General features: G+C 58.5%; 14 protein-coding genes. 5 read left to right on the top strand and 9 right to left on the bottom strand.

From position 1 onward, the window contains the following. The first annotated feature begins 10 nt into the window (after positions 1–10). Together HCG46_RS24715 and HCG46_RS24720 are read left to right on the top strand one after the other, a co-directional pair. Positions 11–1,006: an ABC transporter permease gene (locus HCG46_RS24715; RefSeq protein WP_055660744.1), complete on the top strand. Its 996-nt coding sequence runs from the start codon at positions 11–13 to the stop codon at positions 1,004–1,006. Between the two features lie 174 nt (positions 1,007–1,180). Then, positions 1,181–2,206, top strand: a complete 1,026-nt coding sequence (locus HCG46_RS24720) for a LacI family DNA-binding transcriptional regulator (RefSeq protein WP_286185526.1) — start codon at positions 1,181–1,183, stop codon at positions 2,204–2,206. A gap of 101 nt (positions 2,207–2,307) precedes the next feature. On the opposite strand, the gene HCG46_RS24725 is transcribed toward HCG46_RS24720, so the two are convergent. From HCG46_RS24725 to HCG46_RS24745, 5 genes are read right to left on the bottom strand one after another with little or no spacing between them, the layout of a single operon-like run. Then, a complete protein-coding gene (locus tag HCG46_RS24725; protein ID WP_168687731.1) occupies positions 2,308–3,219 on the bottom strand; it encodes an SMP-30/gluconolactonase/LRE family protein in 912 nt (303 codons plus the stop codon). After that, a complete protein-coding gene (locus HCG46_RS24730; RefSeq protein WP_168687732.1) occupies positions 3,216–4,178 on the bottom strand; it encodes an ABC transporter permease in 963 nt (320 codons plus the stop codon). The genes HCG46_RS24725 and HCG46_RS24730 overlap by 4 nt, the downstream gene beginning before the upstream one ends. Further along, the gene (locus HCG46_RS24735) at positions 4,171–5,112 is read right to left on the bottom strand and encodes an ABC transporter permease (RefSeq protein ID WP_152507786.1); all 942 of its coding nucleotides are present in this window, start codon (positions 5,110–5,112) and stop codon (positions 4,171–4,173) included. Before HCG46_RS24735 ends, HCG46_RS24730 begins: the two co-directional genes overlap by 8 nt. After that, positions 5,109–6,590: a sugar ABC transporter ATP-binding protein gene (locus HCG46_RS24740; protein ID WP_205838675.1), complete on the bottom strand. Its 1,482-nt coding sequence runs from the start codon at positions 6,588–6,590 to the stop codon at positions 5,109–5,111. The genes HCG46_RS24735 and HCG46_RS24740 overlap by 4 nt, the downstream gene beginning before the upstream one ends. 13 nt (positions 6,591–6,603) lie before the next feature. Then, on the bottom strand, positions 6,604–7,620 hold the full coding sequence (locus tag HCG46_RS24745; protein WP_075281827.1) for an ABC transporter substrate-binding protein: 1,017 nt from the start codon (positions 7,618–7,620) through the stop codon (positions 6,604–6,606). 227 nt (positions 7,621–7,847) lie between these two features. Here HCG46_RS24745 and HCG46_RS24750 point away from each other — a divergent pair, with 227 nt between their 5' ends. After that, positions 7,848–9,116: a sensor histidine kinase gene (locus tag HCG46_RS24750; RefSeq protein WP_209009614.1), complete on the top strand. Its 1,269-nt coding sequence runs from the start codon at positions 7,848–7,850 to the stop codon at positions 9,114–9,116. Continuing rightward, positions 9,113–9,856 (top strand): response regulator transcription factor, encoded by a 744-nt coding sequence (locus HCG46_RS24755; protein ID WP_023001516.1) that lies wholly within the window; start codon positions 9,113–9,115, stop codon positions 9,854–9,856. The genes HCG46_RS24750 and HCG46_RS24755 overlap by 4 nt, the downstream gene beginning before the upstream one ends. 43 nt (positions 9,857–9,899) lie before the next feature. Here the strand turns inward: HCG46_RS24755 and HCG46_RS24760 are convergent, their stop codons facing one another. Together HCG46_RS24760 and HCG46_RS24765 are read right to left on the bottom strand one after the other, a co-directional pair. After that, the gene (locus HCG46_RS24760) at positions 9,900–10,382 is read right to left on the bottom strand and encodes a GNAT family N-acetyltransferase (RefSeq protein WP_168687734.1); all 483 of its coding nucleotides are present in this window, start codon (positions 10,380–10,382) and stop codon (positions 9,900–9,902) included. A gap of 290 nt (positions 10,383–10,672) precedes the next feature. Next, positions 10,673–11,602: a LysR family transcriptional regulator gene (locus HCG46_RS24765; protein WP_168687735.1), complete on the bottom strand. Its 930-nt coding sequence runs from the start codon at positions 11,600–11,602 to the stop codon at positions 10,673–10,675. A gap of 85 nt (positions 11,603–11,687) precedes the next feature. Between HCG46_RS24765 and HCG46_RS24770 the strand changes: the two genes are divergently transcribed. Beyond that, the gene (locus HCG46_RS24770) at positions 11,688–12,602 is read left to right on the top strand and encodes a PhzF family phenazine biosynthesis protein (RefSeq protein WP_168687736.1); all 915 of its coding nucleotides are present in this window, start codon (positions 11,688–11,690) and stop codon (positions 12,600–12,602) included. 68 nt (positions 12,603–12,670) lie between these two features. Here the strand turns inward: HCG46_RS24770 and HCG46_RS24775 are convergent, their stop codons facing one another. Continuing rightward, positions 12,671–13,849 carry a PAS domain-containing protein gene (locus HCG46_RS24775; protein WP_168687737.1) on the bottom strand — a complete coding sequence of 393 codons (1,179 nt, stop codon included), beginning with the start codon at positions 13,847–13,849 and terminating at the stop codon, positions 12,671–12,673. A 162-nt stretch (positions 13,850–14,011) separates the two neighbouring features. Beyond that, positions 14,012–14,353 (bottom strand): GNAT family N-acetyltransferase, encoded by a 342-nt coding sequence (locus tag HCG46_RS24780; RefSeq protein WP_168687738.1) that lies wholly within the window; start codon positions 14,351–14,353, stop codon positions 14,012–14,014. Between the last annotated feature and the right edge of the window lie 656 nt (positions 14,354–15,009).

Genomic DNA, 15,009 nt, shown 5'->3' on the forward strand with positions numbered 1-15,009 from the left:
GGATCACACCATGACAACTCTTGAGCAAGCCATTGGGCACAGCCAGCACGGATCGCCCTTCTCCAGGATATTCAACTCCCAGATTTTCTGGGTCTTTCTGGCAGCCCTTCTTGCCTGTGTCGCCTTGTCTTTGCTGACGGATTCCTTCGCAACCCAGCGGAATCTGTTCAATGTGACACGCAACTTTGCATTTGTCGGCCTGATCGCGATCGGCATGACGACCGTAATTGCGTCGGGAGGGATTGATCTGTCCGTCGGATCGACAGTCGTCCTGTCCGCGATGGTCATCAGTGTCCTGATGTCGTCGGGAAACCCGTTCTGGATATCAGCGATCGCGGCACTTGTCGCAGCGGGTATTGTCGGAGCGATCAACGGTACATTGATTGCTTACGTGGGCATGCCGGCGTTTGTGGTGACGCTCGGGATGCTGTCGGCCGCCAGATCTCTGGCAATGGTCCTGTCCAACAACAAGATGATCTGGGAATTCGGCCCCGATCACGACCTGTTGTTATGGGTCGGTGGTGGCTCGACACTGGGTTTGCCGCATCCGATCTACGTACTCGGTCTTCTGGCCGTCGTGATGAGCGTGGTGTTTCGGTGGACGAGATGGGGGCAATACGTGTTTGCCATTGGCGGAAACGAGCAGGCAGCGACGCTGACAGGGATTCCGGTGAAGCGAATCAAGGTCTCGATCTATGTGTTTTCGGCCATGACCGCAGGGGTCGCCGGCATCCTGATGGCCGGCTGGCTCGGCAGCGTGACGACAAATCTGGGACAGGCGATGGAACTGACGGTGATTGCCGCGGCGGTGATTGGAGGTGCCAATCTTGCCGGAGGCCAGGGAACGGCCCTTGGAGCGGTCATCGGGGCTCTCTTGATCGAAGTGATCAGGAACTCTCTGATTCTTCTTGGCATCTCGACGTTCTGGCAAGGCATGTTCATCGGCTGCTTCATTGTCATTGCAGTTGCATTCGACCGCGTCCGCAATTTGCGTTCACTCGACTAAAGCGTGAGGAGAAACAGACACCTGTGCAGATATCGACGGTGCAGAAACGTTGCGTTTGACCGTCTTTCCCGATAGTCATTCGCCGGTTCAGACACCTAATCCGTCCAGCGCGAGGAGACCGGAACGAATATGGCGAAAAAAGCCCGGCTTGGCAAAGATAGACGTCCTACAATGATGGATGTTGCGGCAATGGCCGGAGTTTCGCAGGCAACGGTATCGCTCGTCCTGAACGGAAGCCGCGGCGCGAAGTTGAGCGACGCGACGCGCAAGCGCGTGCACGAAGCCGCCAGAGAACTGGGGTACAATCTGATACGCCGGGGCGCGCGGACCGTGCCCGACGACAGGTCGAACATTGTTTTCATTGCGGACGAAATCACAACCGATCCGTGGATGGCGCTGGCTTTCGAAGGTGTTCGGGACAAGGCGTACGAATACGGCATCAACGTCAGCCTGGCAGTCAGCCACGGAGACGAAGAAACCGAACAGATGATCGTCAACCAGATGAGCCGCCTGCCTCTTCTGGGCATGATCTACGGTACGATCCTGACCCGGCGCGTCGATCTGTCTTCCGCCTTTGACGGCCAGCACACCGTGCTCCTGAACTGTTACAACGCCGATCGCTCCCTTCCCTCAGTCGTACCTGGCGACGTTCTGGGAGGGCGGACGGCAACCGATCATCTGATCAAGGCCGGCTACAAACGCATTGCCCTGATCAACGGCCAGTCGGGCGTGGAAGCGACGCGGGACAGGCTCAAAGGCTATCGGCAAGCCCTCTCGAGCCACGACATTCCTTTCGACGGCGACCTCGTCAAACCGGGCAACTGGGAGCCGCTGTCCGGTTACGAGCACACCCATGCGCTCATGGATCTCGAGATGCCACCGGATGCAATTTTCTGCGCGAACGATCTCATGGCCCTTGGGTGTTTCGACGCCCTGAAGGAACGCGGCCTGCGGATACCGGAAGACATTGCGGTGATCGGATTTGACAATCGGGAAATTTCCGAAAGCACGCATCCGCCGCTTTCAACACTCGTATTGCCACAATACGAGATGGGAGAAATCGCCTTCGAACTGCTGCTCGACAACGCGAATGGCCGCCAGTCCGGACCGGCCCAGATCAAGGTCGAGTGTCCGCTCATCGAGCGGGCGTCCGTAAGGGCTGCAAGACCGGTTCTCGGGCAGGAAGCCGAAATGCTGTAGAGGGCCCAGACGGCGCTCCAGAATTAACCAACGAACCGTCCCTCAGGGGCTTTTAAAGGACTTTCTCATCGCCGAGAATGCTTCCTCACAAGCCAGATTTGTCAGATCGCCGATCTTGCGTTGACCGCAATCTCATAAACCGACGTGGTTGCGGTGATCAGCAACCGGTTGCCGCGCATGCCACCGAAACACAGGTTGGAGACGACTTCCGGCACCAGGACCTTCCCTAGCCGGGTCCCGTCGGGGTGGAAACAGTGAATGCCGTCGGACGCCGAACTCCAAAGATTGCCGGCGATATCAACCCGCATTCCATCGGGAAGGCCCCGGTCAATCGTGGCAAAAACATCGTCCGACAGGATCCTGCCGGTGTCATCCAGTTTGAAGGAGCGGATGACGGAGGGAACCCCGGCATCATGACTGGAGCCGGATTCCGCCACGTAGAGAACGCTCTCGTCCGCTGAAAAGGCCAGACCGTTCGGCTGGGTGAAGTCGGTGATCATTGCCTCGACCTCCCCCGTCGTCGGATCTACGCGGAAGACATTGCGGGCCGCCTGCTCCGGCTCTGCCGTGTAGCCTTCATAATCGCTCAGGATGCCGTAGGTCGGATCGGAGAACCAGATCGCACCGGTCGACTGGACGATCACGTCATTCGGTGAATTGAGACGTTTTCCCTGGTAGCTGTCTGCAATCACGGTGCGGGTGCCGTCCAGCTCGGTCCGGGTAACGGAACGGGTTCCGTGCTGACAGGACACCAGCCTGCCCTGACGATCCCGGGTGTTGCCGTTGGAATAATCCGAAGGCTGGCGGTAGGTGCTGACCTGGCCATCGAGTGTCAGTCGCATCATCCGGTTTGCGGGAATATCGGAAAAAAACAGGTGCTGGTGATCGGCAAACCAGACGGGCCCTTCGGTCCATTCAAAGCCGGTCGCAAGTTGGCGCAGCCTGGCGTTCTTCTGGATCAGGTTCCTGAACCGGGGATCGTCGATCTGATAGGGAGAAGAGAAACTGTTCATGTGGGTCTGCCCTTTCCGGATGCGGCAGCGACGATGCCAATGATGATGGCGCCGGTCATGATCAGGCGCACGCCTGCGCCGAAGCCGTAGGAGTTCAACATCGAAACGACCAGGAACATCAGCAGCGCCCCACCCCAGATGCCCGGAACATTCGAATTGCCGCCTGCAATGGAGCAGCCTCCGATCACGACAACGGCGATGGAAATCAGGAGATATTCCGTGCCCATGTTCAGCGCGGCACCTCCTGAAAAGCTCGCCAGAAGGTATCCGGTGAACGCGGCCAGAACGGCGGACGCGATATAGGTGACCGCGCGGACCGTCTCCACCGGGATCCCGCTTAGTCGGGCAGCGCGCGTGTTCTGCCCGAAGGCGGACACCCAGCGTCCGAAGATCGAGCGTTCCAGAACCACCCAGCTCAACAGCGCAATCAACACGCCGATGATCGTCAGGTTTGGCAGACCGGCGATGGCACCGGTCGAAAAATCCGCGAGCGCCTCGGGCGGTTTGATCCTGAGGCCGCGATTCCACCAGATCGCCAGCGACTGATAAAGGAACGACGCTGAAAGGGTCGCAATGATTGGCGGGATCCGCAAAAGCCGGATCAAAAGGTAATTGAATGTGCCCGCGCCGATACCGACGGCAAGCGCAACGGCCAGACCCGGCAAGATGAGATTTGCAGCGCCATCCATGAACTTGAGCGACAGCGTGCCGGCCAGCGTCATGGTCGCAGGGATAGACAGATCGACATTGCCCGGCCCCAGCGTAATGACGAACATCTGGCCAAGCCCGACAATGGCCGAGAAGGAGGCAAAGGTCAGCGCTGCGGAAAGAAGCTCCCCTCCGCCGCGCCCTTCCGTCAGCGAAAGGGTTGCGAAATAGGCGATAGCACTGGCCGCGAACGCCCAGAACCAGGGCCTTCTGGGGATGGCGAGAACTGTCGAAAGATGGGAGTTATCCATTTTCGGTTCCCTTCCATTTCCGGCTGCGGCGCGAAAAGATCAGCCGCACCGCAAGCACAAGGATGAGGATCGCGCCCTGGGCGCCGATCTGCCAGTCCGGCGACAGGCGCATGAACGAGAGGAAGCTTCCGGCGAGCGCGAGTGTCAACGCACCGAGAACCGCACCGACAGGCGAGACCCGGCCGCCCGTGAACTCTCCTCCCCCCAGGATCACTCCGGCGATGGAGAGCAACGTGTAGCGCAAGGCGATGTTGGCATCGGCCGACGTTGTCAGTCCGACGAGGCAGATACCGGCCAGGACACCGAAGAAGCCGGCAAGCGCATAGGCGCCCGCCTTCAGTTTCGTGACCGACCAGCCGGAGCGTGCAACCGCCTGGGCGTTGCCGCCGACTGCGCGCAACAGCGTGCCTGTCGAAGACCGCATGATTAGGACATGCGTCAGACCGGCGATGAGGATGCAGGCCACCACCGCCATCGGCACCAGTGGCGGTTTGACGGTCATCACCGTTCGGATCCATGTCGGCGCCGCACCGCCCGGCGATGGCAGCAGCAGAACCGCCAGGCCTCCCCAGACGAATGACATGCCGAGCGTGACCACGATCGCCGGAAGCTGGCGAATGTGAATGAGCGCGCCGATGGCCGCATAGGCGAGGATCGATGCCAGCAGGATAGCCGCACCGACGAGCGGCGCATCGTTCAGGAAGGTTGCCGTTACACAGGCGACGAAGCTGACGAACGTCCCGACCGACAGGTCGATGTCGTTGACCATGATGATCATCATCTGCGCGATGGTTGCCAATGCGATCGGCACCGCGAGATTGAAGAGCAGGTTCAGGCCGAAGTAGCTCATTGCCCGGGGTTGAAGGTAAAAGACGGCCGCCAGCAGCACAGTCAGGGACAGGACCGGAAGCAGAATGCGGTACTTTCCGTTCATGCGCCGGCCCCCTGCATCTGGAAGGATGCGGCCAGAATGTTTTCTTCCGTGATGCTGTCCCCGGTCAACTCCGCAGATATCTGCCCGTTCCGGAACACAAACACCCGGTCACACTGGCAGACTTCATCCGTTTCCGTCGAGTACCACAGGAAGGTGCGCCCGTTGGCGGCTTCCGTTCGGATCATGTCGTAAGCTTCCTGTTTGGTGCCGACATCGACACCGCGCATCGGGTCGTCCATCACCACGATCGGGGCGGATGAGGCCAGTGCGCGGGCGAAAAGAACTTTCTGCTGATTGCCACCGGACAGGGATAGGATGAGATTGCCCAGATTGTCGGTCCGAATACCGATGCGTTTCTTCCAGTCTGCGCCCAGCGCCTGTTCAGCAATCCTGTCGACCAACCCTCGCCGGGTCAGGCTTGGCAGGTGTGTCAGCGTGAGATTTCGAAGGATCGACCAGAGCGGCATGACCCCGTCCCGGCCGCGGTCACCGGCAACGAAGGCCGCTTCAGGATCCTTCACCCGCGTGAGTTTCCCCGACCGGGACATGAAGAACCGGGCCAAAGCTTCTGCCTGCCCATGCCCGGCAAGACCCGCCAGGCCAACGATTTCCCCTTTGCGGGCACTGAGCCCTTCCGGCGTCTTCAGCACTTCTTCGCCGATGCGCTGGCTGCTTTCGACCGCCGCCCGGGCGACGGCCTTCTCGTTTGCCACATGTCCCATGGCATCGATCAGGCCTTGCTGGGTAAATTCGGACGCCGGTCTGCTGGCGATGATCTTGCCGTCCTTCATCACGTCGATCCGTGAAGCGACTTCGAAAACCTCGCCCAGCATGTGCGAAATGAAAATGACCGCACCGCCCTTGGCGCAGAAACGGCGGACATGTTCGAGCAGTTGCCGGGCGATCGAGGCATCAAGGGACGATGTCGGCTCGTCAAGGATGACGAGACGCGGCGGTGTAGGGCCACCTGCAAATCCGGCAGCGATCTCGACCATCTGACGTTCCGCCAGGGTCAGGTCGCCGACGATCATGCCCGGTTCGATCCTGTGTCCGGGAAAGATTTCGTCGAGAGCACCGGCAATCCGCCCGGCAGCCGATTTGCGCCAGCCAAATCCTGTCAGATCACGATGTGGAACCCTCAGATTTTCCAGTACGGACAGGTTAGGGCATAAGGAGAGTTCCTGAAAAACACTGCGGATACCGCAGGCACGCGCACGTGCTGCACCCGTTCCTTTTCTGCCGTCCTCATGCCCGTAACGGACTTGTCCGTCCGTTGGCGTCAGTCCGCCATTGATCACGTTGACGGCTGTCGATTTGCCCGCACCGTTGTGACCCATCAGACCGACACATTCGCCGGGACTGACGGTCAGACTGACCCCGTCGAGCGCGCGCACTGCACCGAAGTGAACGCACGCGCCCGAAAGGGCAACCAACGGGACATCCGGCTTCGGCCTGCCGGCGCCAGTTGCCACTTCCAATTCCGTCTCTCCCTCAGTTGGCAGCTGCAATGACGGACTTGGCGTCTTCCTGACTGTATTCGACGTTCGCCACCGAACCGGCAGGTGTTGCGGCAAGCGTCTCGTCAAGCGTTTCCTGGGTGACTTTCAGGAAAGGGACCGTGAGATCCTTGGGCACTTCGGCACCATCTAGCACCTGCTGGGCGACCCAGAAGGCAAGCGTGCCAACACCCGGGGCAATGGAAAGTGACAGGGTCTCGTAGCCGTTTTCGTCACGCGCTTCGGCCCACCATTTCATTTCATCCTGGCGGTTGCCCATCACGATGATCGGCATGTCGCGGCCGGCCGCCTTGATCGCCTGGGCTGCCCCGTAGCCATCGCCGCCCTGGGTCACGACCCCGACGATCTCCGGCAAGCTCGGCAAGACGCCTGCGACCGCCTTCTGGGCAACATCCTGCGCCCAGTCGCCGTGGACCGATCCGACGATCTTGAATTTCGGAAACTCCGTCACGCCCTGCTCGATACCTGCGTGGATTTCATCGTCCACGAAAACCCCGGCCAGACCGCGGATTTCAAGAAGGTTGCCGCCATCTGGCAGGCGTCCGGCGAGATACTCGACCTGCTGACGGCCCATTTCCTTGAAATCGACCGCAATGCGCCATGCGCAAGGCTCGGTGACGATACCGTCGAACGAGACGACAGTGATGCCGGCGTCGCAGGCTTCCTTGATCGCGCCGTTGAGGGCAGTTGGCGAAGCTGCGTTGACCACAATCGCGTCGTAGCCCTGCAGGATCATGTTCTGAATCTGAGCGGCCTGTTCGGTTGCCTGGTTTTCGGACGTGGTGAATGCATCGGCCGAGGCGACCAAGCCGTCTTCAACAGCCTTGTCGCCGACCTTGGCCCAGCTTTCAAGCATGGCCTGACGCCATGAATTGCCGGCATAATTATTGGAAAGGGCAATACGTTTATCTGCGGTATCCGCTACAGCGTGACCCGGCAGGGTGACCGCAACAAGTGCGACCGCCCCCAAGAGCTTGGCTTTGGTGTTCATGTTTCCTCCCTGACGCCAGCAGGCGTCTTTGATAACGGGACACAGTTCTCCCAACGCATCCCGCACTCAGATTGCTGACGTTAAGGAAATGCGTAAAGCGGAAGAAACGCATCACGGTTGCGGGTTCCCGCAACCGTGATGCACTTGAGCGCGCAACAGATGGGTTGCCGACGCAAGCCCCGTACCGCACACTGGCATGCAATAAACGGGAGGAGCTTGTTGTTGCCATGCGACAGGAAGCCAATAAAAATCAGGAGGTGTCGGAGCCGACGGCTCTCGTCTCTCTCTTGCGCATTTCCAGTCATCTTGCGGGCCAGGTCGAAATCCGGGCTGCCCTGAGATCGGTGAAGGCCGAGATCGAGAACCTGCTTCCGATCGATCATCTGGACGTCTGCCTGGTGGACGACAAGAACACCTGGAACACCAGTTACGAAGTCGGCATGAAGACGCGCTGGAGCCTGTCACGCACGCTTGTCGCCATCTCGCCCGTTCGCAGCATCCTGCTCGGGGAGACGGATTACATGCTCACCGGCAACGCCATGGAAGACGAGCGCTACACCTATGAGGGTGCGCTGGCCCAACCGATCATCAAGCACAAGCTGCGCAGCCGGGTGAATGTCGCCATGAAGGTGCTTGGCCGCACCATCGGCGCACTGAACTGTTCCTCCTGCACGGCGGACATCTACGACGAGGCAACAGTTGTGCGCGTCAGGCAGATTGCCGATGTGCTTGCCCCCTATTTCTATTCCCTTCGCGCGAACGAAAAGGCCAAGCGCGCAGCCGTCGTCCGCGCGGAAGCCCAGGCTCGCGAGGAAGGCCTGCGGCAAGGCGCACTGGAACTGACCCGGGTTCTGGAACAGGAACGCCAGCGCATCGGCATGGATCTGCATGACCAGACCCTTGCCGATCTGACCCGGATCATGCGCGATGTCGAGAAGATGGATACGGCCTCCGACAAAGCCCGGGTGATCGGCAGCATACAGCACTGCATCGGTGACCTTCGCCGGATCATCGATACTGCCGTACCAACGATCCTGGACCTGTTCGGCTTTGCACACGCCTTGCGAATACATCTGGAGCGCGCGGTGGAGGACGTTTCGTCCACCTTCCTTGAAGCTGCGGACGAGACGGACGGATTGATCGATACCCTGGATCCCACCATCCGGATTGCCCTGTTTCGCATTGCCCAGGAAGCCATCAACAATGCCGCTCGCCACTCCGGAGCCGACCAGATAAGTGTCTCTGTGAAGCGTGTGAAATCCGGCCTGCAAATGACAATCAGGGACAATGGCAAGGGGCTTCCCGGTTCCCGTCTCGGCCGGCACACCAGCAAGGCAACAGGAGGCATTGCCCATATGCGCACACGGGCAAGGCTGATCGCCGCGGACTTCGGCATGTCGAGCAAGGAAGGCACGACCATCACGGTGAAATTGCCGATGACCTGCGCCCCGTGCCAGGAAACCGCACCACACACGGGTGAGGAAGAGCTGGCATGAAGGTGCTTCTGGTAGAAGACGATCAATTCCATGCCGGGTATCTGAGCGAAGCCCTGCAGCTGGCCTTGCCGGATGTCGAGGACATCTTCCACGCGACCAACGGGCTGGAAGGCGAGCAGCTGGCGCGCAGGCATTCCATCCAGTCGGTGGTGATGGATCTTCAGATGAAGGAACGCAACGGCATCGACGCCGCCCGGACGATCTGGCGCGAACGCCCCCAGACCCGCATCCTGTTCTGGTCAAACTATTCGGACGAGGCTTACCTGCGCGGCATAGCCCGGATCGTGCCACAGGAAACGTCCTATGGATATGTTCTGAAGACGGCAACACAGGAGCGGCTCCACCTGGCGCTACGCGGTGTTTTTCTGGAGTCCCAGATCGTGGTGGACCAGGAAATCCACCGGGTTCAGCAGCGCCACATCCGGACGCACGACACGCTTACGGACAGCGAATATGCCGTTCTCCTGGACATGGCTCTCGGCCTGTCGGACAAGGTCATTGCCGTTCGGCAAGGGCTGTCGCTTCGCACCGTCCAGAACCGCCTGCTCTCGCTTTATGACAAGCTGGGCGTGGACAATCTCGAAACGGTACCTGCCGATTTTGCGATCAACAAACGGACACGTGCCATTACACGCGCCTTGAACCTGCGTGCCATAAACGCCGAAAGCCTGGAAAGCGCCGAGCGCGACCTGCAGAAGTGGCTGGACAGCCATACCGAGCAGATCGAAAAGGCCCGTTGATGCTTCGGCCCGATTGCCACAATCCACCCGGTATCCAGATCCGTCAAAGACGCTTCTCGACACTGTAATTATGTATGTCGACATCGCCGATCTTCAGGTCGCGACGATGCAGACGTTCAAAGCCCTGCTTCAAAAATACCGGCAGTGCCGTCTCGCTTGCCTCGGAATAAAGGCGGCCCAGACCCCGTTGCCTTGCCGCGCCTTCAAGCGCCCTGATCAGGCTTGAACCAACACCACGGCCGGCCGCACCTGGATCAACGTAGAGGAACTGGATATGACCATCCTCTTCGAGGTCGGAAAATCCGATGACCCGCGCTTCGTGATCTACGGCCACAAGCGCGAGCCTTCCATCCCCATAGGCCGTTTCCATCATATCACCCGTCGGTGCAATGGAGAGCCAGGCAGCCCGCTGGATTTCCGAGTAGTCGACCCTGGCAATCTGATCGACCGCGCCTCGATAGATGGCGGCAAGGGCATCACCGTCGCCTGGCTCAAATGCCCTGATCTGGTAGGTCTTGTCAGTCATCGGTCCAGTGAATCTTTCGAGGTTGGCGGAGGGCGTGAACCAGCGCACCGGTAACGTGATGGCCTCTGCGTGAAGCAGCAGGCCATCCGTTTGATCGATCAGCCACGAGCAGTCAACAAAGCGGCCTTCGCCACTGCAATCATGTTCTGGATAATTTAGCCCTGCGTTTCCTGACCTCGTCGAACCTCGAGTACCTCGGTCTTTCCGACCAGGACAAACTTGACCTTGCGATGCAATGGCTCAAGGCGTCTGGTGACGCTTGAAAGGCCACCTACGGAACCAAATACCGTTCAAGCCTGGGAAATCAGCCTTCGGTTCTGGTCGCGTGCGATCTCGATTTCAGTGCCGATCCAGGCCCGCAGATCGCGATATCCCTCCGTGTCTGCATAGGCGGCCGTCGTCACCAGCCAGTATTTTGCCTTCGAGGCGACTGGTTTGCCGACGACTTCCAGAAACCCTGCCTCGATGTCGTTTTCGATCAGTAGTGTCCTGCCGAGCGCTACACCCATGCCACTGATGGCGGCCTGGATCGCGAGGTCGGCTCTGGCAAAGGAAGCCGCAGGTTTTGGAGGTGATTCCGGCCAGTTGCACCCCTTGAAATAGTCGGTCCAGCTGAAGCCCGTTCCGTCTGTCCCGCCGGACCTGTCTGCAAGCAGAGCCGGTGCCCCCCTGCCGGGAACCATTTGCCCCTTCAACAAGCCGGGCCGCGCAACGGGCACAAGTTGCGCAGTCATGAGGGCTTCGGCGTGGAACCCCGGATATGGGCCGGTCCCGTAGCGGATCGCCGCCTGGGCCTCACCGGCGTGAAGGTCGACAAGCCTGTCTTCCACATCGACCACAAGGTCAAGGCCGGCCTCCTGCGCGCGCTGCAGGGCCGGAACGATCCATTTCATGGCAACGGAGGACGATACGGAAAGACGTATGGTCCTGGAGGTCTTCACATCCGCAATCCGTGACAGCGCACTGCCCCAGATCTCCTGACAGCGCTGCGCGGCATCACAAACGATCCGTCCCGCTTCCGTCGGGACGATGCGCCGGGTCGTTCGCTCGAAAAGCCGAATGCCGAGCGCGGCCTCCAGAGACTTGATGCGATGGCTGACCGCCGACTGCTCCAGCCCGACCGCGACGGCTGCCCGGGAGAAGTTCCCTTCTTCTGCAATAGCGTGCAGCAGCTGTGCGTTCAGCAAAAGACGGTTTTGCAGTTCGTCTCGCTCATTCATGAAATTCACTCATGTATTCAGGCATTGAACCAGCAATAAGGCGACATCATTCTTGTGTCCAGTCAATGATTGAGAGGTGCATGAAATGAATGAAACGAGAGAAATTGTCGCCCGCATTGTGAACGGGTTTGTTACGCGCCGAAACGGTTCGGAAGCCTTTGGTGGAAATCCGGCCGGCGTCATCCTCGATGCCGACGGCTTGTCGGAAGCAGACATGTTGACCGTTGCGGGAAAGATCGGACTCTCAGAGACAGCCTTCGTGTCTAAATCAGCGAAAGAAGGGTTCAAGCTGGACTTCTTCACGCCAAACAGGCGGATAGCCCATTGTGGCCATGCAACGATAGCGACCTTCAGCTATATGGCAGAACTTGGCCGGGTTCGGGAGGGTGTCACTTCAAAGGAAACCGTCGATGGTCCTCGCAAGATCGTCATCAAGAACGGCGCGGCATACATGGAACAGCTTGCCCCGACTTATGAACGGAGCCCAGCCTGGGCCGAGCGCGGTGTCAGCGAAGCCGACGTGCTGGCTTCGCTCGGTCTGAAGGCAGACCAGCTGGATGAACGCCTGCGCCCTGTCCTCGTGAACACGGGCAACAGTTTCGTCGTCGTCGCTGTACGCGATGCAGACGTCCTGAAGCAGCTCGTGCCAGACCAGTCGAGGATCAATGACATCAGCAACAAGCTGGACCTGATCGGCTACTACGTTTTCACGACTGATCGAAACGCCACGCAGGCCGACGCCACCACCCGCATGTTCGCACCGCGCTATGCAATTGACGAGGAATCCGCCACTGGCATGGCAGCTGGCCCCCTCGCCTGTGTGCTGCACGACCTGCTTCACGAAAGGAAAACGCGGTTCGTCATTGAACAGGGCCACTTCATGACCCCGGCTTCCCCCAGTGTCATTACCGTGGATCTTGACCTTGAAGATGGCAGGATTACCAGCCTGATGGCGGGTGGATATGGATCCGTCATGGAGGAAATGACCGTCACGATCTGACGGCATGAAACTTAAAAGCCTGGAGGTCTGCGTTGGCGGGCCTCCAGAGACGTACGGTGATGGCAGGATCAGTTGAAGCTCATGTCCAGCAGGCGCGAAAAGAAATTCTGGGCTTTTTCGTTGCCGGGTTTGTCCTTTTCAAGCCGGACAGGCAGAAATTCGAGCACGATCTGCCGCGAAGACTGTTTGCCGATGAAGCAGGTGCGAATGCGGTAGTGCCGCTTGAGTCCGATGTGACTTTGAACCTGCCACACACGGCCAGCGTCCCAGCCGACCTTGTCGAGAACAAGGGTCAGATCACGAACGTCATTCGCGCTCATGAGCGTGTCGGATAGCCGTTCGTTTCCTATTTGTTTTGCGGACAAGCCCAACTCGCCGCGCCCGGCCTTGTTGGCGTATTTGATGCGGCGAGTATCCAGATCGGCAACCAGAATTGGGGTTGGAACCGCATCCAGAACTTCATTGGCGGATATTTCCACTGAATTGGCAGCAAGTTCCCCTGCAAAGATGATACCGCCGTTCGGATCATCGAGCGCCATCGGATGCAGATCGTAAAGAACTTCAACAGGATCGCCTACCGTCTGAGGCAGCTTGAGCGTTCCTTTGGACGCAAGGCGGCTTCGCAACATCTCGGCAAATGAGCCGGCGAGCTTCTTGCCTATGTAATTGGGGATCGTTCTTGCATCTCGGCCGACAACCTGTTTGGCGTTACTTATGCCGAACAGCTTCAGAAACTGGCGATTGGCCGACTGAACCACCCCCTTGCTATCCGTAATGAGGACAGCACTGGCGTTCGAGATAAAGACGTTGGACAGGTTTTGCAGAATGTCCGGCAATTCCGCGTTGACCGGCGCTTCCGGCGCACACTCCTTCATCAGCCCTATGATCAGAAACGCCGGTTTGCCGGAAATGCGAGAAGCCACCAGGTCGTAGGACTTGTGACCGCCATCCGTTTTCATGGTGACACGAGTGGTCTGCGACAGACCGTGTTCCACCGCATTGGAAATCACCTTGAGGAAGCGGGTTCTGTCACGCTGGATGTAGTATTGAAGCGCCCTTTGAATGGACAGCTTTGCAAGGCGATAACCTCTGACAGAGGTCGGATCCGACCTTTGCCAGCACAACTCTTCCGCAACCGGATCGTAAGCCCAGTAGGAAACACCCATCGCAGTCAGGATCGCGCTTGTTTCCGGATTGGGAACCAGCTGACGCATGGACCGAATAAGAATGTTGACTTCTGTAGACATGCTGCGTCTTCGTCATTAGCGCCAACTTGCACTCAAGTATTGAGCACGTCAAAGCTGAAAAAAGCCTGAATCCGCATTTCTAAACCGGGTCTATTTAATCGAAAAAGTTCTGCACTCGTGAAGATTTAATCCAGTACAACCACACTGTCAGTTCTACCCCCTCTACCCTGCGTCAAGTTGCAGGACAAAGCGGGTTTTCGACAAATATTCAGCGCCATTTCTTCTGTAGAACTCAGTTGCCTGACGGTTCCAGTCCGGCGTCTGCCATTCAAGCCGAACGCACCCGGCAGAATGCGCTTCTTCACGCACCTTCAGGAACAGTATCTGGCCGACGCCCCTGCCGCGATATTCCTTCGCAACGAAAAGGCAATCGAGATGCCCGTAGCGCGCTCCGGACCAGAGCGAATAGTCTGTCGTCAACGCGGCATATCCAGCGATCTGATCTGATTCAGCGACAAGGATCCGAACCGGTGGCGCCTCGACCTGAAGCAGTCGTTCCAACACGCACTTGTCGATAGTGGCTCTCCCGCCCTCATACTGCGCATGATCTCGGATCAACCGGAGAACTTGCGGGGTATCCTCCAACCGCGCGGTCCGAACCATCATTGCCCGGCTCGCAGCAATCGCGCGGCAATTCTGTAAGGGCGTTTGGCAACGAAGGCCTGTTTTGAAACTGGGGGCATTTGAAGTTCCGCGTTCAATGTCGACCCGCAGATGTGGCGGAACCCCGTCTGGGAAGCAATCGGGTTCCAGGACTAAATACGTAAAAATCGTGCCATGATTTCCGGTTGCCCGAACCCTGGGAGGGCCACACCCCTTTCAAATAATACTTAAGTACTCCCACGAATTGAGAACGTTCCCAATCACCGGTAAAAAAGATGCAAGTTTCAAGTGCTCCCATCGCCCAAAACCAAGAACACCGCCCTTGAAGCTGCTTACGACAATAAAAACGGTGTGCCAAAAATGTCTTTAAACATAAGAATTCTTGAGCCATTGGAAACAAGCAGCTGCACAACGCTCGAAGACTTGCAGGAAAAAGGGTACTCACTCTCCAGTTATTGCAAGTCTTGCAATGACCTTAACTCTCTGGATATTGATTATTGGATCCAGACGCTTGGAAGAGCGTTTCCACTCTACCTCGTCAGCACCAAAATCAATCT

This window comes from Labrenzia sp. PO1 (genome assembly GCF_012273635.1).
In the GTDB taxonomy this organism is placed as follows: Bacteria; Pseudomonadota; Alphaproteobacteria; order Rhizobiales; family Stappiaceae; genus Roseibium; species Roseibium algicola.